This is a genomic window from Parafilimonas terrae (genome assembly GCF_900115755.1).
GTDB classification, from domain to species: Bacteria; Bacteroidota; Bacteroidia; order Chitinophagales; family Chitinophagaceae; genus Parafilimonas; species Parafilimonas terrae.
The window spans coordinates 675,706-696,019 of sequence record NZ_FOXQ01000001.1 but is presented as its reverse complement, the minus strand read 5'-3'; the positions used below and the strand labels follow the sequence as shown (position 1 = coordinate 696,019).

The 20,314-nt window shown below is 39.8% G+C and carries 18 protein-coding genes; 11 read left to right on the top strand and 7 right to left on the bottom strand.

Annotated features, from left to right (window positions below):
• Nucleotides 1-7 precede the first annotated feature (7 nt).
• The 4 genes from BM015_RS03035 to BM015_RS03020 form a co-directional block, all read right to left on the bottom strand.
• The gene (locus tag BM015_RS03035; RefSeq protein ID WP_090654337.1) at nt 8-499 is read right to left on the bottom strand and encodes a cytidine deaminase; all 492 of its coding nucleotides are present in this window, start codon (nt 497-499) and stop codon (nt 8-10) included.
• Nucleotides 499-744 (bottom strand): DUF6429 family protein, encoded by a 246-nt coding sequence (locus BM015_RS03030; protein WP_090654335.1) that lies wholly within the window; start codon nt 742-744, stop codon nt 499-501. Before BM015_RS03030 ends, BM015_RS03035 begins: the two co-directional genes overlap by 1 nt.
• 134 nt (nt 745-878) lie before the next feature.
• Nucleotides 879-1,397, bottom strand: coding sequence for a hypothetical protein (locus tag BM015_RS03025; RefSeq protein ID WP_090654333.1), 519 nt, complete (start codon nt 1,395-1,397; stop codon nt 879-881).
• A 10-nt stretch (nt 1,398-1,407) separates the two neighbouring features.
• Nucleotides 1,408-1,842: a hypothetical protein gene (locus BM015_RS03020; RefSeq protein ID WP_143075732.1), complete on the bottom strand. Its 435-nt coding sequence runs from the start codon at nt 1,840-1,842 to the stop codon at nt 1,408-1,410.
• A gap of 463 nt (nt 1,843-2,305) precedes the next feature.
• On the opposite strand from BM015_RS03020, the gene BM015_RS03015 reads away from it, so the two are divergent.
• The 11 genes from BM015_RS03015 to BM015_RS02965 all read left to right on the top strand — a co-directional run bounded on the left by BM015_RS03015 (nt 2,306) and on the right by BM015_RS02965 (nt 16,955).
• Nucleotides 2,306-5,803 carry a histidine kinase gene (locus BM015_RS03015; protein ID WP_177191792.1) on the top strand — a complete coding sequence of 1,166 codons (3,498 nt, stop codon included), beginning with the start codon at nt 2,306-2,308 and terminating at the stop codon, nt 5,801-5,803.
• A gap of 19 nt (nt 5,804-5,822) precedes the next feature.
• Nucleotides 5,823-6,572 (top strand): LytR/AlgR family response regulator transcription factor, encoded by a 750-nt coding sequence (locus tag BM015_RS03010; RefSeq protein WP_090655206.1) that lies wholly within the window; start codon nt 5,823-5,825, stop codon nt 6,570-6,572.
• Between the two features lie 113 nt (nt 6,573-6,685).
• Nucleotides 6,686-7,930 (top strand): MFS transporter, encoded by a 1,245-nt coding sequence (locus tag BM015_RS03005; protein WP_090654327.1) that lies wholly within the window; start codon nt 6,686-6,688, stop codon nt 7,928-7,930.
• Between the two features lie 19 nt (nt 7,931-7,949).
• The gene (locus BM015_RS03000; RefSeq protein ID WP_090655203.1) at nt 7,950-8,798 is read left to right on the top strand and encodes an ROK family protein; all 849 of its coding nucleotides are present in this window, start codon (nt 7,950-7,952) and stop codon (nt 8,796-8,798) included.
• Nucleotides 8,799-8,873: 75 nt separating this feature from the next.
• Nucleotides 8,874-11,522, top strand: coding sequence for a glycoside hydrolase family 2 protein (locus BM015_RS02995; RefSeq protein WP_177191791.1), 2,649 nt, complete (start codon nt 8,874-8,876; stop codon nt 11,520-11,522).
• A 17-nt stretch (nt 11,523-11,539) separates the two neighbouring features.
• Nucleotides 11,540-13,018 carry a flavin monoamine oxidase family protein gene (locus BM015_RS02990; RefSeq protein ID WP_090654324.1) on the top strand — a complete coding sequence of 493 codons (1,479 nt, stop codon included), beginning with the start codon at nt 11,540-11,542 and terminating at the stop codon, nt 13,016-13,018.
• 18 nt (nt 13,019-13,036) lie between these two features.
• The gene (locus BM015_RS02985; RefSeq protein ID WP_090654322.1) at nt 13,037-13,759 is read left to right on the top strand and encodes a c-type cytochrome; all 723 of its coding nucleotides are present in this window, start codon (nt 13,037-13,039) and stop codon (nt 13,757-13,759) included.
• Nucleotides 13,760-14,050: 291 nt separating this feature from the next.
• Nucleotides 14,051-15,505, top strand: coding sequence for a rhomboid family intramembrane serine protease (locus BM015_RS02980; RefSeq protein WP_090654321.1), 1,455 nt, complete (start codon nt 14,051-14,053; stop codon nt 15,503-15,505).
• Between the two features lie 32 nt (nt 15,506-15,537).
• Nucleotides 15,538-15,687, top strand: a complete 150-nt coding sequence (locus BM015_RS21480) for a hypothetical protein (protein WP_177191790.1) — start codon at nt 15,538-15,540, stop codon at nt 15,685-15,687.
• Nucleotides 15,688-15,832: 145 nt separating this feature from the next.
• A complete protein-coding gene (locus tag BM015_RS02970) occupies nt 15,833-16,159 on the top strand; it encodes a hypothetical protein (RefSeq protein WP_143075731.1) in 327 nt (108 codons plus the stop codon).
• 73 nt (nt 16,160-16,232) lie between these two features.
• Complete coding sequence (locus tag BM015_RS02965) at nt 16,233-16,955, top strand: hypothetical protein (protein ID WP_090654316.1); 723 nt, start codon at nt 16,233-16,235, stop codon at nt 16,953-16,955.
• 87 nt (nt 16,956-17,042) lie between these two features.
• On the opposite strand, the gene BM015_RS02960 is transcribed toward BM015_RS02965, so the two are convergent.
• From BM015_RS02960 to BM015_RS02950, 3 genes are all read right to left on the bottom strand, one after another.
• Nucleotides 17,043-17,765: a glucosamine-6-phosphate deaminase gene (locus BM015_RS02960; protein ID WP_090654314.1), complete on the bottom strand. Its 723-nt coding sequence runs from the start codon at nt 17,763-17,765 to the stop codon at nt 17,043-17,045.
• 125 nt (nt 17,766-17,890) lie between these two features.
• Entirely contained in the window at nt 17,891-19,411 is a 1,521-nt protein-coding gene (locus BM015_RS02955; protein ID WP_090654312.1) for a Gfo/Idh/MocA family protein, read from the bottom strand.
• Between the two features lie 171 nt (nt 19,412-19,582).
• Nucleotides 19,583-20,311, bottom strand: coding sequence for a 3-keto-disaccharide hydrolase (locus BM015_RS02950; RefSeq protein ID WP_090654310.1), 729 nt, complete (start codon nt 20,309-20,311; stop codon nt 19,583-19,585).
• Between the last annotated feature and the right edge of the window lie 3 nt (nt 20,312-20,314).

Genomic DNA, 20,314 nt, shown 5'->3' with positions numbered 1-20,314 from the left:
TAATTTACTACATCATATCATCACCATTAAAATTTAATGGCAACAAAAAAGAAGCGTCATCAATTATTACAATCTTTCCATTCATACCGGCGAGTATTAACCGTATAGGATGTTTTACACGCTGCTGGTATTCCATCAGGCTTTGCCTGCATATACCGCATGGTGAAATGGGATGATTGCTTTTATTATTCCTGCGGTTGATATAGCTGATGGCTATTGTATCAACGACAACTTCACCGTAAACAGATGTGATAGCTGAAAGCAAAACCCTTTCTGCACAAATGCCTGCGGGAAAACTTGCATTCTCCTGGTTGGTAGCCGTAATGATTTTTTTATTTGATAACGATGCTGCGGCGCCCACAAAAAAATCTGAGTAAGGCGCATAAGCTTTAGCAGTAATCTCCCTCGCTTTTGATAAGAGTAATTTATCTCCGGCATTCAGCAGGCTGTCGTTTTCAAATTCGTGATACGAAAAAGTATATTTTTTTGTATTTGTCATTATTCCACCTTTAAATTATTAAGCAGGCTTTCCAGCCCTTTTGCAACTTCAATGCCCTTTTCAGTTAAAAACAATGATTTCGCTGTTTTGCTTTGTGTAATGAGCCCTTCTTCTTCCAGTTTATTTAATGTATCAAAATCGTGCCCTTTCCAGGCCCGGCGCACAGGTTCAAAATATCCCTTTTCTTCCCAGCTATTTAAATAGAGCAACAAAAGTGTAAGCATGTTTATTTTATCCTTCTGCATATTGAATTGAAATTTTTTAAACGTGCATATTTGCTTTGCAAATGCCAACGCCTAAAGATATTACGGAATATAAACAAAAAACCCCTTTAGAAAAAGGGGTTGCTTACACTGCTATGCATTATGACATTGCATAGTTATTTTGATCTGGTAAACTGCTGTGTTTGTTCCAGCTCTCCGTTTTCAATTCTTGCAGTTATTACCTTGTCATTGTTTTGCAATTGTACCACCCAGATATGCCGGCCCTGTTGCATTATTTCAAAAACCGAAGTAATGTCATGGCATTGATACTCCTTTTGCACAAACGCTTTTAAGTCTGCCGGCAGCAGGGTTTCTGTTCCATAAATAATTGTGTAAATAAGGCGGCCGTTTTTGGTGAACAAAGCATTAGCCCGCCTGCCATCTATATAAAAATGATTCAGAAAATTATTGCCGGTCACGCTCCAGGCGCCGGTTGTTGTTTCTCCAAATTCCTTTATAAAGGCTTTTTTAATTTTTGTGTTTACAACGGTTTTATTTGAAGCTTCGTTATAGCTTTTTTCTGCTGCGTTGGAAAACAATGCCGCTTTGTTTACCGCAGTTTGTGCGCCTGTGTTGCCGGCGCAAATGCCTGTTGCGAAACAGGCAATCAATGCATATAATATTGGCGCTTTCATACAATAATTTTTAATTAATCTGCGTATTAAATTTTTGTAGCCTGGCAATGGTTCCATCGCTCAGAATATCCAGGTTATACAGTTTTTGGCCCTTCGACAGTTTAACATTGTAGAACATGTTTTCCCCTGCTGTATATTCTGTAACGCCAAGGATTTTTGAGCCTTCAAACCTTTTATTCAGTTTAATGATGATGTTTACCGGCAGGTCGTTTCCATCTGTATATTTCCATGAGCAAACAAAATCGCCGTCTTTATTATAAAGTGCTTTTTTAAAGTTGCCGTTTTGCGTAAAACTTACAAAGAAGCCATCTTTATCATCAGACCATTTTACATTCTTTGCATTGGGAAATGTTTCATTAAACTTTTGCTGCAAAGAAGATCCCGGCGCTGCTATTGCTGATGCCATTATTAAAAGGCTGAGCGCATATACAATTACTGTTTTCATAACATCACTTTTTTTGGTTATTGAATGCATGAATTTATACCTGCCGGCACGCCAAAGTCAAGTGCTTATACAGCATTGGTTTGTTAAAGTGAATTGATGTTTTAACCTGTCACTGTACGATATTGGACGAAGGGAAAAATCTATTTCCCGAAGCGGGATTTTATAACCTGAAGCAGGAACCCGGCCCGGAGGTTTAATGGTTGGGCTTATATGTTAACTTGTGTTAAATGGATGATAAGCGGCTTGCAGTATGTTGTATGTTGCAGGCGTTTATATTCTTCATCAGCTTCTATTTATGCATGGTTTTATAAAAAGGATAGTAGCTAAAAAAAATTGCTGTTTGCACAATGAATGTTTTTGTAATCACTCCTTTCATTATATTAGTGGTATTGTGTTCCCTTGTTTTAAAAGCATCGTAAACGGCTATCGTTTTTTTCTGCACAGTATAATCATTTTGGCGGGCATGTTTGTGTTTGTGCAGCATTGCTGCTGCCAGTTACCAGATTACCATGTGCAGCAATTTGATTATTCATCAGGTATAAGGCCTGGCAATATTATAGCGCTTACCAAGGATAGTAAAGGGTTTTTATGGATATTATATAACCGCAGTGTGCAGCGGTTCGATGGTAGCAGGGTAGTTAACTTTAAGCCGGGCAACGACCTTGCTAATATCTTATGCGATGATAAGGGAAGGCTTTGGCTTAACTCCCGTAAAAAAGTATTTTATTTTAATGAGGGCAGGCAGGTTTTTGAAGAAGTGCCGGTTGCAGCACAAAACGGTAATAATCCTTTAGGCAGCCTTTTTATTTTACCCGGCAAACCAGTGATGCTTTCATCGCTTAATACAATTTATGTTTACAACGAAACAGTGAAGCGCTTTATATATGCTGAAGTAAACAAACATATCTCTCCGCCTTATGACGAGCTTAATTTCACCAGTTTTCGCAACAGTGTTTTTTTTCAGCGGGGTGATTATGTTTTCAGGTATAACACTTACAGTAACCGTTTAGACAGTATTAAAAACATCAATCCGCAATTTATTTATCCCTTTAGTGAAGACAGTGCTATTGTAAGCGCCTGGAACAATATAAGCTACTGGAATAATTTTGTAAAACATACAACCACCGCCATAACGGCCCCTGCCATTGAAGGGCCATACACTTCTAAATACCTTAATGTAAGAGATGCAAAACTGATGGCGGCAAATAAGTATCTTATTGCTTCTGCATCAGGTTTATTTCAATACGATAATATCAGCAATACATTTCTTGCACTTAATATTTATGAAAGCGGAGAACAAAAGCATACTGCAGATTATACAAGCTATCTGTATATAGATCCGGATAATTTTGTGTGGATGATAACCGGCAATGGCATTAGCCGGTTTTCTTTAAACGGCCAATCATTTGGCCTGTTGCGAATGAACAAACAAGGGCTTAACCTGCCTGCTACCATTGACAATATACGGGGCATAACCGGCGATGGGAAACATGATTTCTGGCTGGCAAGCGCCAATGGGTTTATACACTGGAACAGGAAGATTAATGATTGGACAGTTTACCTGCCGCAGGAAGGAAGCCGGGATCAATTATCCTATCCTGCCGTGAGGGGCATAGCCTGGGACGGACGGTATGTAATATTGGGGCCGGGCGATCTTGGTATATGGTTATTTAATCCTGAAACGAAAAAATATAGACGGCCATTATATGAAAGTGACAGCACAAAACAATTAAGCGAACAGGATTATATAGATGCTATTACCACTCTGCAAAACGGTAACCATGTTATAACGGGAAAAGATGCGATTTATATACTGGATGGAAAAACATATATGCTGAAACGCCTGAAAACACAGGCGTCCGGTGAAAATTCAAATTTTTGTTTTCAAACACCCGACGGCTTTGTTTGGCTTACCACGCAATTAGGACTGCACCTCTTTGACAACAATATGAATTATTTGGGGCCGGTAACCCTTCCCAATAATCAAATGCTGGTAAGAGCGGGTTTTGCTACCGCAGATAACCGCTTTTTATTTACGCTGAATAACGGTTTGTATATTGCTGTACGCAAGGGTAATCAAGTGCTGGTAACAAAATATTCAGATGTATTCGATAATATTTTTATAGCCTCTTTATATCAGGACGAAAAAGGAACGATATGGGCCAGCTCGGATAATGGCATTTATAGTTACGATACGCTGCATAAACGGTTGCACCTGTATGATTATACTGATAATGTGCAGGGATATGGTTTTAGTCCTAACTGCTGGTACCGCAGTGAGGATGGAACATTATTTTTTGGCGGCACTAACGGCCTCAATTACCTAAACCCGGAAAAAATGAGCCGGCAAAATGATCACCTGAAAGTTTACATTTCTTATATTAAATTATTCAACGATTCTGTAGTTTACAATATCAGCAGCGTTCGTGATATTCCTTATAATGAAAGATCATTTGAAGTGGGTTTTGCAGCGCCCTATTATAACAATGCGGGCAAGGTGCAGTACCGGTACAGGCTGGCAGGTTTTGATAATGTATGGACTAATCTTGGAAACAATAACCAGCTTCGTTTTACGGGCCTTGGCCCCGGTAAATATGTGCTGGAAGTGCAGGCCAGCATTAACAATGTAGATTGGGTAAACACACCATCTGCCTTTCCATTCATTATTGATGTTCCGTTTTGGTTAAACGGATGGTTTTTGTTGTGTTGCCTGGTATGTGCATTAGTATTGATATTTTTTTCAATAAAAAGCCGTAACAGGCGGCTGCATCTTAAACAGGAAGAGCTTGAAGTGGAACAGGCCATTAACCACTTTGCTTCCAGCATGTATCAGCAGCAATCGGTGAGGGAAGTGTTATGGGATGTTGCCAGGAATTGTATAGGCCGCCTTCACTTTGAAGACTGTGTAATATATGAGCTGGATAAAGAAAAACAGGTTTTATGCCAGGTGGCAGCTTATGGCGCCAAAAGCCCGAAAGCATTTACTATTATTACGCCTATTGAAATACCCGTTGGAAAAGGTATAACGGGTTATGTGGCACAAACGGGGCAGCCGGTTATTGTAAAAAACACGCTTGAAGATGAACGGTATATCGTGGATGATAAAAGAAGGCTGTCGGAAATAACGGTGCCTGTTATGATAGAAGATGCAGTTTTTGGCGTAATTGATTGCGAACACTCAAAAAAATCGTTCTTTACTCAAAAGCACCTGCATATACTTCAAACAATTGCTTCCTTGTGTGCAGGTAAAATAATGAATATAAAAGCCGAAGCCGAAAAGGCAGCAGCAGAAAAATCGTTGATGGAAACAAAGCAGAAAATGGCAGAAGTTGAAATGCAGGCATTACGGGCACAAATGAACCCTCACTTTATTTTTAATTGTCTTAATTCTATTAACCGGTATATAGTAAAAAGCGACCAGGCCACCGCATCGCTTTACCTTACACGGTTTGCAAAGCTTATAAGGCTTATACTTGATAACAGCAATAATCAAACTGTTACCCTTTCCAGCGAACTGGAGGCGCTGAAATTATATATTGAAATGGAAAGCATTCGTTTTGAAAAACAATTTACATACACCATTACAACGGATGAAGATGTTTGCCCCGACAGCTTATTTGTTCCACCGCTTATTATTCAGCCTTATGTGGAAAATTCAATATGGCACGGATTGCTGCATAAAGAAGAAGCGGGGCATCTTTCAGTTCATCTTTCCATCAGCAATAATGTATTGCAATGCATGATAGAAGATAACGGTATTGGCAGGCAGCGTGCCATGGAATTAAAGAGCAAATCAGTTTCATCAAAAAAATCTTTAGGCATGAAGCTCACGGAAGACAGGCTGGCCCTGCTTAATAAGCATGTGCAGTTTGATGCTACTGTTGAAATAAGCGACCTTAAATATGATGATGGCAGCGCAGCGGGCACAAGGGTTATTATTATGATACCTGTTGATCAGTAAACGGAAAAATAATATTGCTATGATAAAAGCGGTTTTAATAGATGATGAGAAAAATGCACTTGAAATGATGGAGTGGCTCCTGAAAACATATTGCCCCCAGGTAACCATCGCTGCCATGTGCGATAATGCAAAGGCAGGTATTGAAGCCATTAACCGTCATAAACCGCAGGTGGTTTTTCTTGATATTGAAATGCCGAAAATGAACGGCTTTTATATGCTGGAGCAATTTGATAAATTGTTTTTTGATGTGGTGTTCTGCACTGCATACGACCAGTTTGCCATTAAAGCTTTCCGGTACAGCGCTGTCAATTATTTATTAAAGCCTGTGGACCCCGAGGACCTTATACAAACAATACAACGCATAGAAGAAAGAACGTCTGTGCCCACAAAAGAACAATTTCAATTGCTGCTGCAGCAAATAAAACAACCTGTAAAAACAGCGCCGCAGCGCATAGCGCTTACAACAGGCGAAGGGTTAACGTTTGTGCCTACATCTGAAATAATATATTGTGAGGCAGAAAGCAATTATACCAATGTGGTGCTTGCAGGCGGGAAAAAAATACTGGTTTCCAAAACGCTGCGTGATATAGATGATGCTTTAAGCGGCGATGATTTTTACCGGGTGCATAGCTCTTATCTCATTAACCTGAACCATATTAAAAAATTCGTGCGTGTTGATGGCGGTTATCTTATAATGGATAATGATGCAACTATCAACATCTCCCGGAGCAGGAAGCAGGAATTTATGGAAATGTTTTCCAGGTTTTAGCGCAAGCTGCGGACCATGAATCACCGGTTTCACATTATCCATTTTCTCCACTCACCACATCAATCACTTTATCCTTAACTTGTTGCCTCTTTCATTGCTTTATACATCAAAACATGAAACGCAACTACTACATCGTGGCATTAATAATGCTTACGTTCTTTGTTATATCTTTTCTTACCAATATCATCGGGCCGCTTTCGCCGGAATTTATTCAGGACTTTAAGCTGAGTGATCTGCTTGCCGGGCTTTTGCCTTTTGCCTTTTTTATTGCTTATGGCGTTATGTCAATACCATCGAGCATGCTGGTGCAGCAGTATAATGAAAAGGTTATTATGGTTGCCGCATTTGTGGTTGCGTTTATTGGATCGCTTCTGTTGGCGCTATGGCCAAATTATCTTACGGCTGTTTTATCATTGTTCCTTATTGGCTGCGGTATGGCCATGCTGCAGGTTGTTATCAATCCATTGCTCAGAACAGCAGGCGGAGAAGAAAATTATGCATTCACTTCTGTGCTTGCCCAGCTAATTTTTGGCGCTGCATCTTTTATTAGCCCGCTGGTATATTCTTACATGGTAACAAATATTAACACGGCAAACCATAGCCTGTTTGATCTTCTAAAATCGCATATACCGGCAGCTATGCCGTGGATCTCACTTTATTGGTTATTTGCTGTCATTTGTTTATTCATGTTTCTTATTATCCTTGCATCGAAATTTCCAAAAGTTGAATTAAAGAGCGATGAAAAAGCAGGCCCGCTAAAAACACATTTATTGTTATTGAAGAAGCCCGTAGTAATTGCTTATTTCATTGCACTATTTTGTTATGTTGGAACAGAGCAGGGCGTCTCTTACTGGATGTCGCAGTTTTTATTTGAATACCATCACTTCGATCCGCAAACAACCGGCGCACATGCTGTAGCATATTTCTGGGGCCTGATGACAGCCGGCGGTGTACTGGGATTGCTTTTGCTAAAGCTGATGGACAGCCGCAAACTGCTCATCATTTTTACGATTGCTGCATTAATATTTTTAACGCTGGGCCTTTTTGGAAGCGCCAATGTTTCATTGTACTCATTTCCCATCGTTGGTTTTTTTATGTCTGTAATGTACCCCGTTATTTTTTCGCTTGCATTAAGTTCTGTTTCAGAAGATCATGGCTCATTCGCCGGTATTTTGGTTACAGGCATCATCGGCGGCGCTATAGTGCAGCTGCTTATTGGCGGGCTCGGTAACCTGTTTGGGTTAAAAGCGGCTATGTGTTTTATTTATATCACTATGGGTTATATGTTAAGCATTGGTTTCTGGGCAAAGCCGCTTATTACCAACAAAACTATTTTTGATAAAAAAGAAATTTCTTAACGAGGCCGGATTAATATTTATGAAAGAAAAAATTATTGGTATTGATTTGGGCGCCACCAACATTCGCGGCGCAATTGTTCAGCAGAACGATTTATCGCAGATAACATCACAGCGCATTCGCAGCAATGGAACGGAAGAAGATGTTTTGAATGATGTGTTTGCATTAGCGGATGCGTTGATGCATGATGATATAACGGCAATAGGCATTGGCGTTCCCAGCGTTGTTGATGTGCAGGAAGGCATTGTTTACGATGTGCAATATATTCCTTCGTGGAAAGAAGTGCATCTTAAAAAACTGATGGAAGACCGCTATCACATCCCGGTATTTGTAAACAACGATGCCAACTGTTTTGCACTGGGCGAATATTATTTCGGTAAGGGCAAAGGTTATGATTCAATGATTGGATTAACGGTTGGCACAGGCGTTGGCGCGGGTATCATCATTCATAAAAAATTATATGCAGGTTATAATTGCGGCGCCGGTGAATTTGGCATGGTTAATTACCTGGATAAAGTGTATGAATATTATTGCAGCGGTTCTTTCTTCGAAAATATACATGCATTAAGCGGCGAGTTTGTTTACACCCAGGCGCAGCATGAAGATGTGCAGGCTTTAAAATTATATGAAGAATTAGGTATGCACCTCGGCAATTGCATTAAGACGATTATGTACACTTACGATCCGCAAATAATTATTCTCGGCGGCTCTGTAAGGCATGCGTATAATTATTTTGAAGAAGCTATGTGGAAGCGTATTAAAACTTTTGCTTTCTCAAAATCTGCAGAACGGTTAATTATTGAAACTTCATCGCTGCAAAACAGTGGTATTCTCGGCGCTGCTGCTTTATATTACGATGCCGCCAGCTGAGCCGTTATTTATTGGATTAAATGATTTGAAGATTAATAATTACATCTTAATTATCTAAACTTGTTATTAATGTGCATGAAAAAAATGTTTGCGGTTGCTTTGCTCTCTCTCTTATTGCATGATGCTTTTAGCCAAACACGCAAAGAAAACTTTAGCATGATATTACATGATGACTGGCGCATGCAGTCATCCATAACTGATAATACAAAAGGCGATAAAATCTCGATGCCCGGTTTTACAGCAACGGGCTGGTATCCTATATCAGTTCCATCTACAATTATTGCCGGGTTGCTTGCCAATCATGTGTATAATTTTGATCCCTTCTTTGCAAAAAATTTTGAAAAGCTTGCTGATGATAAGTTCAATCATACATGGTGGTTCAGGAAAGCATTCGGGCTGCCTTCATCAGAAAAAAATAAAAATGTTATACTGCAATTACATGGCATTAATTACAAAGCAAATGTTTGGCTGAACGGTAAACTGATCGCAGACAGTTCGCAAATCAAGGGGCCTTTTCGTATCATCAATCTTGATGTTACAAATGATATTCAATATGCAGGCACGAATGTATTGGCGATTGAAATTCTGCGCCCGTTTAATCCCAACAGGCGTGATGGCGATCTTGCTATTGATTATGCAGACTGGATACATTACCCGCCTGATTACAACGGCGGCATCGTGAATAATGTTGAAATAAAAACATTTAATAAAGTTGGAGTAAGTTATCCGCTGGTATCAACGCATTTTAACCTGCCCTCATTAAATGTTGCACATCTTACAGTAGAAGCATTGGCAACAAACTATACAAATCAGCCGCAGGATGCCGTTATAAAAGGAAAGATAAATGATGATATAAATTTTGAACAGGCTATACGCCTGCAGCCGCACGAAAAAAAGGTAATAAGTTTTAACCCGGGAAATTTTAAGCAACTCAATATTAATGATCCAAAAATCTGGTGGCCGTGGCAATATGGAAACCCTGATTTGAACCGCATAGAAATTTCATGTAACGTAAATAATGCAACCAGTAATTCTATAGCAGAAAATTTTGGTATTCGGGAGATTACATCGGAACTTATCAATGACGAGTCAAGGGTTTTTATGGTGAATGGAAAACGCATCATGTTGCGTGGCGCTGCATGGTCGCCCGATATTTTTCAGCGGCATTCTTTATTGCGTGATGAACAGGAATTGAAATTAGTGCGTGATATGAATATGAATATTGTGCGCAGTGAAGGCAAATTTGAAGATGATAATTTTTATGATATATGCGACAGGGAAGGCTTATTGGTAATGACAGGCTGGATGTGCTGCGGCGCCTGGCAATATCCCGAAAACTGGGATGCTGCAGAACGCGCCGTTGCCATGTCATCAGACAGCAGCATGATGTATTGGCTGCGCAACAAAGCATGCATAATGGTTTGGCTGAACGGCAGCGATATGCCGCCACGTGACACAACTGTTGAACGTGATTATTTAACGATAGAAGACAGTTTAAACTGGCCTAATCCAACTATTGGTACTGCCGATGCAAGCAAATCAAAAGTATCAGGCTTTAGCGGTGTAAAAATGAATGGCCCTTATGATTGGGTGCCGCCCATTTATTGGGAAACAGATACTTCCAAATATGGCGGCGCATGGAGTTTTGCAACAGAAATTTCTCCCGGCCCATCTATACCGCCGTATGAAAGTTTGGTAAAATTTCTTCCAAAAGATTCGCTTTGGTTTACCAATTCAGATTGGCTGTATCATTGTGGAACGATGACTTTCGGCACTACCAATATATTTGACACGGCTTTGTTTAACCGCTATGGAAACGTAACGGATATACACGATTATTTGAGAAAAGCGCAGCTGCAGAATTATGAAGGCCACCGCGCTATGATGGAAGCTTATGGTGTAAAGAAATATAACACCACAACCGGCGTAGTGCAGTGGATGCTGGCCAATTCATGGCCGGGTTTAATATGGCACACGTATGATTATTATCTCTATCCCGCAGGCACTTATTTCGGTATGAAAAAAGCAATGGAACCACTGCATGTAATGTATTCTTACAAAACACATGAAGTTGCTGTCATCAATTCTTATTTGAAAAAATATGAGGGCTTAACGGTAAAGGCAGATGTATATAATCTTGATGGAACCAATAAATACGCTAATACCATTACAACAAACGTTGGTGAAGATGGAACGCAGCAATGTTTTACCATTCCATCAATAAATGATTTATCGGATGTGTATTTTTTAAAATTGGAATTAAAAGATAAAGACCACCAAACAAAGAGCATTAACTGGTATTGGCTTTCAAAAAAAGCGGATGCGCTGAACTGGAAAAAATCAAAATGGTATTTTACGCCACAATCATCTTTTGCCGATTTTACAGCACTGCAAAATATGCCATTAACAACACTTGATATATTGGCTTCATCCGTTAAAAAAGAAAAGGAAACGGTGCATACCGTCACTATAAAAAATACAGGAAAAGCGGTTGCTTTCTTCGTACATGTAAGATGTTTAAACCATGAAAAAGGCGATGATATTTTACCTGTTATCTTTTCTGATAATTATATTTCACTGGCGCCGGGAGAGAGCAGGACAATTGAATGCAGTTATGAAAATAAAGATGCGCAAAATGCAACGCCATATATTTTAGCAAGCGGGTGGAATATTGATGTTTCCAACAGCAGCGCAAATAAAAATTCAGGATTCAGTAAATACTAATAAAACCAAAAACAACCATGCAAAGAAGATCGTTTATAAAGAATACCACCCTGCTGGGGGCAAGTGTTTCACTGGCAAATGATATGCTTCCCAATAAAGAAATAAGTGTATTACGTGAAAGCAAAAAAGCTTCAGCCGCAAAAAAGGTTATTGTTGCCGGCGCCGGCATTACAGGTTTATGCTGTGCGTATGAATTAATGAAAAGCGGCCATGATGTAACGGTGCTTGAAGCAAGCGGCAGGTATGGCGGCCATGTATTTACAGGCAGGGACGGATTATCTGACGGATTGTATGCAGACTATGGCGCCGACCATATAACGCAACCCGGCTATGAACGTTTTTTTGAGTATGTAAAAGAGTTTAACCTTACAGCCATTCCTTACCCGCATGCGGAAGGCAGCGAAGCGGCGCCCGATAGTTATTCGCTTAAAATGATCAATGGCAAATTTTATACGCAGGAAATGCTTTCTGATGCAACCATATTAAAGGAGTTTGGCTTTAATGATAAGGAAGTGCAATTTCTTTCCAAAAACCCAAGGTATGCATTAAGCGCTTTTTATATTGATAAATACACAACGAATTTTAAAGATGCTTACCAGCCTTTCGGTGTTGGGTATGATGACCTCGATGCAATATCGTTGTATGATCTTTATAAAAGAGAGGGCGCTTCAGCCGCTGCGCTCAATTCCCTGGGCGGCAAAAATGTTTCTGCATTGTATGCTGTATGGCGGTTGTATATTATGAAGGCCAGGAGCATCCCGCTTTCTGAAGGAGAAACTTTTCATTTAAAAGATGGCAATGAGCAACTGCCTATTGCGTTTGCAAAAAAATTGGGCAACCGTTTAAAACTAAACCATGCTGTTACGACTATTCAGCATAATGCCGGCAACGTTACTGTTTCATATAAAGCATATAACCGCGATGATGAGCAGCAAATAACTGCTGATTATTTTGTTAACTGCATTACGCTGCCTGTGTTTAAAAACATCCAGGTTACACCGGCTTTATCTCCCGAAAAGCAATACGTGATTGATAACCTGCAATATTCATCTCATCCTTTTTATGTGTTTGAAGCAGCAACAAAATTTTGGTTGGATGATGGTTTTAAAAGCATCAACATGGAGTTTGAGCATCCGGATATTTCTTCTGTATGGATGGAGACAAACCAGGTTGATTCAACAAAAATTATATTGAAAGCGTTTGGGCCGGGCGGCCTTTCGCCGCAGCGTGTACTGGCTGCTTTCAGGGAAGTGTACCCTGGCAAGCATGATACAATAGAACAGGCTTTAACCTTTGACTGGACAAAAGATAAATATGCGCCTGCATGTGAAATGAGGCCTTTCCCGCCGGGCGAAATGCATAAATTCTGGCCGCAGATCATGCTGCCCGAAGGAAGGTTATATTTTGCAGGAACCTATGCTGATAATATGAGCCGGGGCATGGAATCATGCATTCGTTCTGCACAGCGCGTGGCAACAGAAATTGACAAAGCTTAGTATAAAGAAGTATATGTTATGATAAGATCAATAAAATTTTTCTCCATTATATTTTCAGGTGTTTTTCTTTGCGCCGCAATAATTTCTGCGAGGGCTTCTAATCACCGGCAGCAAAATAACCGTCCCGTTGTAAAGATTATCAATCCAAAAAACAATAGCAGCATTAATAGTAATGCGCCGGTTAATTATGCAATAACTGTTTCCGATAAAGAAGATGGAGAATCGAAGTATGATGAAATAAATGCAAAAGAAGTTTTGCTGGAAGTAAGGTTTATACGCGATACAACAAAGCTCGCCGCTATTATTAACCAGCCTGTACAAAATGATGCTGCCGGGCTTACAGCAATAAGAACATCCAATTGCTTTAATTGCCATGCATTCGACAGTAAACTGATCGGGCCTTCATTTAATGATATTGGAAAGAAGTATAAAACCACTGCTGCTAATATTGCCTTAATGCAAAAGCGCATACTGGAAGGAACAACAGGTGTTTGGGGTAATGTGGCCATGCCATCACATCCGGAACTAAATAAAACGCAGGCTTTGAATATGGTTGAATGGATACTGAAAATTGCAAACGATAACAACACTAATTATTTTGTTGGAACGCAGGGTTCGTTTCATATACCGGCGGCCAAAGGCACGTATCTTTTGCTGGCCAGTTATGTTGATCATGGATTGGAGAATCAATCGGCACAGCGCTTAAAAGGCCAGGATGCGATTGTTATTTATTCGAAATGATTTACAACCTGGTTGGCCCGCGATAGCGGCCTGACCGAGGCATGAGGAGTAAAAATGTAACCTTTCTGGCATCCATCCTGTCAGCTTTGCCGTGTCAATGGAACTTTCCTACTATCCGTTGGTGTTCTGATATGAGGAACTGATGGATGTCACTTTTCAAAGGTTGTCATTCCTTTACCAAAGTTTTGAATAACAGCTTGCAATAATTATTAGCCCTAACAAAATTGTTTGGTATTTATTTATATTTTTGACTACCAAAATTTATTAACAGCATATACCTAAACTAATATTATGTCATTTGGCTTAAACCCTAAGTACACCAGTAATATTGAATTGGAAAATGTTTCCGGCCAGAATTTCCTGGTAGTTGCGCTTGAAGCAGCAAAGAAATTGAATTGGAATATTGCCCATGTGAGTGAAACGGGTTTCACTGCATACGGCAAATTTTCAGCCAGGTCTTCAGGTGAAGAAATCATTGTTACTGTTGAAAATGATAATGCACATATTGAAAGCCGGTGCATTGGCAACCAGATGTTTGACTGGAATGTAAACAAAAAGAATGTTGAAAGATTTATTACATCTTTTAATGAAATTTTGCCTGCCGTTACAGATGAAGAAGTAACCCGGAAATGGGAAGAGTTGCAGCCTGCATTTGAAGCAAACAAAGAAAAAATATTTCAAAATGCAGAAGCCGCACAAGGAAGTTTTTTCAATTTATTTATACCGGAGAAGGGCTACTTTGTCACCCCTCTTTTAATCGACATCAACATCTTGATCTTTATTTTAATGGTGATATCCGGCGCAAATATTTTGCTTCCCGACAACCAGGCACTGATTAGCTGGGGCGCTAATTTCCGGCCCTTAACATTAAGTGGCGAATGGTGGCGCGTTATAACAAACTGCTTTTTACATATTGGCATTCTGCATCTTTTATTAAATATGTATGCGTTGTTATACATAGGTTTATTATTAGAACCGAGGTTAGGCAGCCTTCGTTTTTTTACAGCTTATTTGCTCACAGGCATTGCCGGCAGCGTAAACAGTTTATATTGGCACGAGCTTACTATCAGTGCCGGTGCATCAGGCGCTATTTTCGGGTTATACGGAGTATTTCTTGCCATGCTTACTACTAACCTCATTGAGAAAACAGCACGCAAAGCATTATTGGCAAGTATCAGCGTATTTGTTTTCTATAACCTTGCAAATGGAATGAAGGGCGGAGTTGATAATGCTGCGCATATCGGCGGACTGATATGCGGATTGCTAATCGGGTATGCTTATTACCCGGGCTTGAAAAAAACTGTTTCCAACGTTTTTCAATACACAACATTAATTGTGCTTGCTGCTTTTGTATTGACAACTTCTTTTGTTGTTTGTTTTAATATCCCAAATAATATTGGCAGGTATGATGCAGGCATGAAAATATTTGCAGATAACGAGAAGAAAGCTTTAATGCTTTATAGCAATGCGAATGCAAACACACCAGTAGATACGGTGAAAGCAATGGTTACAAGAGGCATTCATTATTGGAATGAAAATATAAAAATCATAAATGACCTGGATAAATTTCAGTTGCCTGATGCCTTGCATGAACGTAATAAAATAATCCTTCATTATTGTAACCTCAGGTTGAAGACTTATGAGTTAACCGGCAAAGCTATTTCAGAAAATACCAGTGATTATGATTCAATGCTCCGGTCTTATGAAGATAGTTTGATGACAGACTTTAATAAGCTTAAGCAATAACACTTTAAAATTTCTTAAAAAAATTATGGCGAATGGAATTTTTACAATTACTTTGTAATTCAAAGTGCTTTTTAATATTGGGGTGTCATGAAAAAGAAAATAAGCAAAAAAATAAAATGGGGCAAAATTCTTCCGGTCTTAAGTATATTCCTTGGGATTGTTTTGATGATTTATATGATTAAGGTTGAAGATGAACCAGGCGCCTTGCCATTGCTTTTAATAATTGCCGGAACAATATGGTTGATTATAAATCGATATCAAACTAAAAGGCAAATACAGTAAACCCGGTTGATGCCTGCCTGTTTTATAAATTATAAAACTAACAGTATGAAAATTTCATTAAAAAAATTCGTGATTATCTTTCTCATTTCGGGGTTTGTTTTTTTGGGCATCACTAATTTAATTTTAGTGCCCGTAAATGGAGATTGGTTTCCCGGCATGAACTCGCCAATAGCCTGGAAGCGTACTTTAGCCACCATTATATACCCTGTAAAAATTGTTTTGGTAGGGCCCCTGGCACCAATATTTAATGACCCGGACCCGCCACCCCCGATTCGGGCGCTTGCCTGTGCCTTATACTGGACTGTCATAGCATCGGTTCTCTATTATCTTATCAGTAAAATAAAAATGCTCATAAGAAAACATAAACCGTAACGGTACCAGCGTAATTTGTGGTTAACTATTTCCGTAAACCTGCAGCAAATTCAGGCATATCATTACACAAGTCATGAACAGCGTTGAAGAAATATATTATGAAGCAAAAGCTGATAAATGGTTTCAGGGATTTGCTGTTTTTTGCCGCATCGCGCTGGCAGCGAGTTTTCTTCCTGCCGGTTTCGTTAAAATCATGGGTGAAAGGTTTGCGGCCGGCTTACCATCCAATAATCCTTTAGGGCATTACTTTGATGCCTTATATCTTACAGGGTACTACTATACATTCATTGGAATTGTTCAAGTTATAACAGCTATATTATTACTCATTCCACGAACTTCCCTTCTTGGCGCATTAATGTATTTCCCCATCATTATTAATATTTGTGTGCTTACTTATGCTACGCGATTTGACGGTACCCGGATCAACACCATGATGGCATTAGCAAGCCTGTTTTTATTAATTTGGGATTATGACCGTTTAAAACACATTTTGCCATTTAAGCAACCCAAAGTAAAGCCTCCTGTATTGAAAAAGCCCCTGGGTAAACGTCTCCGCTTTATATTTTTGGGAGGTTGTTTTGCGGCCTTAGCTATTATAATTATTGGTACTTTTTATTTATACGCGATTGTGCCGGGCAACTCTGAAGAAGAGTGCAGAAATCAATGTGTTTCCAGCAAAAACCCCGCGGCCTGCGAAGAATTTTGTGATTGTATTTATAACGAAGGCCAACCGCTGGATAGTTGCCTGGTAAATTTTAATAAAGCGAAAAATATTCGCAGTCCCGGCTTAAAATAACCACCTTCAATCTTTTCCCATTTTCTTTTCTCTATCGGGGTTAGGAGTAAGAATGATATGGATAGAATTACTTTCATTCTTTTAAACCTATAATAATTTTGCGGCGGCTTTATCAGCATACACCATCAAGCCGGGATGTTCTCTTATTAAGGTAGCTGGAATGCTTTCTGTTGGCTCGTGCTGCAAAGCTTCCTTTAAAATGGCTGCTTTCTTTTCGCCGCTTACTATTAAAAACAAATGCTTTGCTTCCGTTAAAGTAGCAAGCCCAAGTGTTATGCCTTTGGTAAGTATTTGTGGTTTGGAAAAATATTTTTGCCCGACTGTTTTTGTGGTTTCGGCAATATCCATAACATGCGAACGAAGCAAAGGCGAAGTGCCCGGCTCATTTAAACCAATATGCCCATTCATACCAAGGCCGAGAATAGCCACATCAATGCCGTTATGTTTTGTTATGAAATTTTCGATGCGGTTACATTCTTTTAATGCATCATTTGTTTTGCCATCAAAACAACAGAGCATTTCTTCCTTTGCATGCAATGGATGGAATAAATCTTTATTCAGCATATAACGGCAACTGCCTTCATCGCTAGCATCAAGACCTATCCATTCATCCAAACCTAAAAAATACCAACTGGAAATATCTATTGCTGATGCATTATTTCTTTGTATCAATTCTTTATACAAACTTTTTGGCGAATCGCCGGAAGCCGCACAGAATAAGGGTTCTGGTGCATTATTCATAATATTAACCACATCATCTGCAATGCGCTTTGACATGGCTTCATAAGTATCGTCAATAAATATTTTCATGGATTCTCCTAAATCCTCCCGATATATTGTGGGAACTTTTAATAGCGTGATAAATTAAGCTGATCAAATAAATGAAACGTTGCCTTCTTGACCTTCCCACTTGTGGAGAAGGGTTGGGATGAGGTTTACAATTTCAGTTCGCCCCAACCCTGCCTGTATTCTCTTTTTACAAATTGGTTGGCTGCTTCAAAATTGGTGATGCGCATATTCTCTCCATCCCATTTATACGTGATGTAACGGCCAGGTGTTATAAAGTCTGTAACTTCTCCATACACAGGATCATTTCTTTTTATTTGCTGGCGCATATTAAAACTCCTCAATAATAAATTCCCCATCAGCACAGTTTCTGTTAATGGCCCTGCATAACCTTCAAACGGAGAGTCAACTTCCATGTTGCCATAACCTGCAATGCAGGCATCAACCCACTGCCACCAATGCCCATCCATATCACCTTCCACACGCGGATATTTTTTGGGAACATTAATTTCTTTATTAAGTGATAAAGGCAATAATCTCGGGTGGCTGCCGCCCCATCCGCAGGAAACTTTTCCTTTTGTGCCGATGAACAAACTGCCGCCTTCAAAATCGTTTTCCTGAGGTATATCAGCCAATGCTTCATTCATATTTACATCGGGATCAAGTTCGTCAGGGCGGTCAGGAACAATGCCGCCATCCATCCAGTACAGCAATAATTCTTTACCGTTTTTCATAGTGAATTTATAACGCAAAGAACTTGACGGCGGAATGCTTTCTGCAAAGTCTGCTTCTTTAAAAATGCCCGAATAAACAGTGGTGGCGCTGCCCGAAATTTCTGTGGGATAACCGAGCTGCAATAACTTAAATGCCGGGCCAATAATATGACAGGCCATATCGCCCAAAGCGCCGGTACCGAAACGCCACCAGCCACGCCAGTTAAAGGGAACAAGATTATCAATATAATTGGTTGTTTGCGCCGTGCCGAGCCATAAATCCCAATCCAGTTCTTTTGGAATTACAGCGGCTTTAGCTGGCCATGGAATGCCTTGCGGCCACACAGGCCGGTTCGTCCAGTTATATACTTTTTCTATATCGCCGATTACGCCGGCTTCAAACCATTCACGCATAGTTCGTATGCCTTCGCAGCTTGCACCCTGGTCGCCCATTTGTGTAACCACTTTATATTTTGCTGCGGCCTGTGTAAGAATGCGGGCTTCATAAATATCATGTGTTAAGGGTTTTTGCAAATACAAATGCTTGTTCAATTGCATTGCACTTAAACCAACGATGGCATGATTATGATCGGGAATAGCAACAGTAACCGCGTCGAAATTTTTGCTCTCTTTATGAAACATTTCGCGCCAGTCTTTATAGAAACCAGCTTTAGGATATTGCTTACGCCGCGGCGCCGCCTGCCGGTCATCCACATCACATAAAAAAGCGATCTCTGCATTCTTATGTGGTGATGTTGCAAAATGCGTGATGTCACTTTCTGCCTCGCCGCCACAACCCACAGCGGCAATGTATAATTTATCGCTTGGCGCCACATATCCTTTACCCAACACATGCCGTGGCACGATATAAAAACTTGTTGCGGCTAATGCGGAATTCTTTATAAAACTTTTGCGGCTGAGTTTTTTTTCTGATGATGAATTGCTGTTATTTTCCATGATGGCAAGATTGATGGTGAATGGTCAATAGTGAATAGATACCATTTGTTTAATTTTTAAGTATTCAATAATCAATACGCAATAAGCGATGTTCAAGATAGTCGCTTAAAAATGAATATTGTTTATTGAACATTGATTGTTGATTATTCCTAATCAACAACGGTTGAATAATTAAAGTTGCTTAATCTTAATGTTGCGGAACCATATCTTTCCGTTTTCTGTTCCCTGGAAAGCAATATGGCCTTTTTTAAAGGTGCCAAAGCCAGGCATATCTTTAAACTTAACAGCGGCAATCAATTCTTTCCAGTGATCATCCCACATTGTTGCATCCACAACTTTATGCCCTTCTTCAAAAAGCTGCAGGTGGCCATTGTTGGCTATTATTTCATATTGATACCATTTGCCGGATGAGCCCACATATTCCGAATCTACAGGATATAAATCGTACAATGTTCCCATCCTGTTCATCTTTGATAAATGATCAGGGCCGCAAACCACATCATCAATCTGCATCTCAGGGCCGGTTTCCCATGTGTTTTGATATTCCGGCGCTTCATGCACATAAAACAGTACGCCGCTGTTGGCGCAGGTGTCTGTTTTAAATTCAAGCTTGAGGTCGAAGTTTTCAAACTCCTCATCAGATGTGAGATCGGCAAAATCTTCATACACACTGTTGGAATCTTTATTCAGATAAATAGCGCCATCTTCCACCTGCCACGATTTGCCAGGTTGTTTTTGCAAGTAAGAATGCCAGCCCGTTAAATCTTTCCCATTAAATAATAATTTCCAGCCATCTTTTTGTTCCTGTTCCGTAAGCGTGTTTTGCTCCTGAACCTTTGGGCTGCATGCGATGTAAAAAATAATAACGGTTAAGCCTGCGATAATTGTTTTAATGTTCATATC

Excerpts from the sequence above, each read along its gene's own strand:
- BM015_RS02985 (WP_090654322.1), top strand. The coding sequence starts at position 13,037 with ATGATAAGATCAATAAAATTTTTCTCCATTATATTTTCAGGTGTTTTT.
- BM015_RS03030 (WP_090654335.1), bottom strand. The coding sequence starts at position 744 with ATGCAGAAGGATAAAATAAACATGCTTACACTTTTGTTGCTCTATTTA.
- BM015_RS21480 (WP_177191790.1), top strand. The coding sequence starts at position 15,538 with ATGGAATTTTTACAATTACTTTGTAATTCAAAGTGCTTTTTAATATTG.
- BM015_RS02955 (WP_090654312.1), bottom strand. The coding sequence starts at position 19,411 with ATGGAAAATAACAGCAATTCATCATCAGAAAAAAAACTCAGCCGCAAA.
- BM015_RS03025 (WP_090654333.1), bottom strand. The coding sequence starts at position 1,397 with ATGAAAGCGCCAATATTATATGCATTGATTGCCTGTTTCGCAACAGGC.
- BM015_RS02960 (WP_090654314.1), bottom strand. The coding sequence starts at position 17,765 with ATGAAAATATTTATTGACGATACTTATGAAGCCATGTCAAAGCGCATT.
- BM015_RS02970 (WP_143075731.1), top strand. The coding sequence starts at position 15,833 with ATGAAAATTTCATTAAAAAAATTCGTGATTATCTTTCTCATTTCGGGG.
- BM015_RS03010 (WP_090655206.1), top strand. The coding sequence starts at position 5,823 with ATGATAAAAGCGGTTTTAATAGATGATGAGAAAAATGCACTTGAAATG.
- BM015_RS03005 (WP_090654327.1), top strand. The coding sequence starts at position 6,686 with ATGAAACGCAACTACTACATCGTGGCATTAATAATGCTTACGTTCTTT.
- BM015_RS02990 (WP_090654324.1), top strand. The coding sequence starts at position 11,540 with ATGCAAAGAAGATCGTTTATAAAGAATACCACCCTGCTGGGGGCAAGT.
- BM015_RS03000 (WP_090655203.1), top strand. The coding sequence starts at position 7,950 with ATGAAAGAAAAAATTATTGGTATTGATTTGGGCGCCACCAACATTCGC.
- BM015_RS02965 (WP_090654316.1), top strand. The coding sequence starts at position 16,233 with ATGAACAGCGTTGAAGAAATATATTATGAAGCAAAAGCTGATAAATGG.
- BM015_RS02950 (WP_090654310.1), bottom strand. The coding sequence starts at position 20,311 with ATGAACATTAAAACAATTATCGCAGGCTTAACCGTTATTATTTTTTAC.
- BM015_RS03035 (WP_090654337.1), bottom strand. The coding sequence starts at position 499 with ATGACAAATACAAAAAAATATACTTTTTCGTATCACGAATTTGAAAAC.
- BM015_RS03020 (WP_143075732.1), bottom strand. The coding sequence starts at position 1,842 with ATGAAAACAGTAATTGTATATGCGCTCAGCCTTTTAATAATGGCATCA.
- BM015_RS03015 (WP_177191792.1), top strand. The coding sequence starts at position 2,306 with ATGTTTGTGTTTGTGCAGCATTGCTGCTGCCAGTTACCAGATTACCAT.
- BM015_RS02980 (WP_090654321.1), top strand. The coding sequence starts at position 14,051 with ATGTCATTTGGCTTAAACCCTAAGTACACCAGTAATATTGAATTGGAA.
- BM015_RS02995 (WP_177191791.1), top strand. The coding sequence starts at position 8,874 with ATGAAAAAAATGTTTGCGGTTGCTTTGCTCTCTCTCTTATTGCATGAT.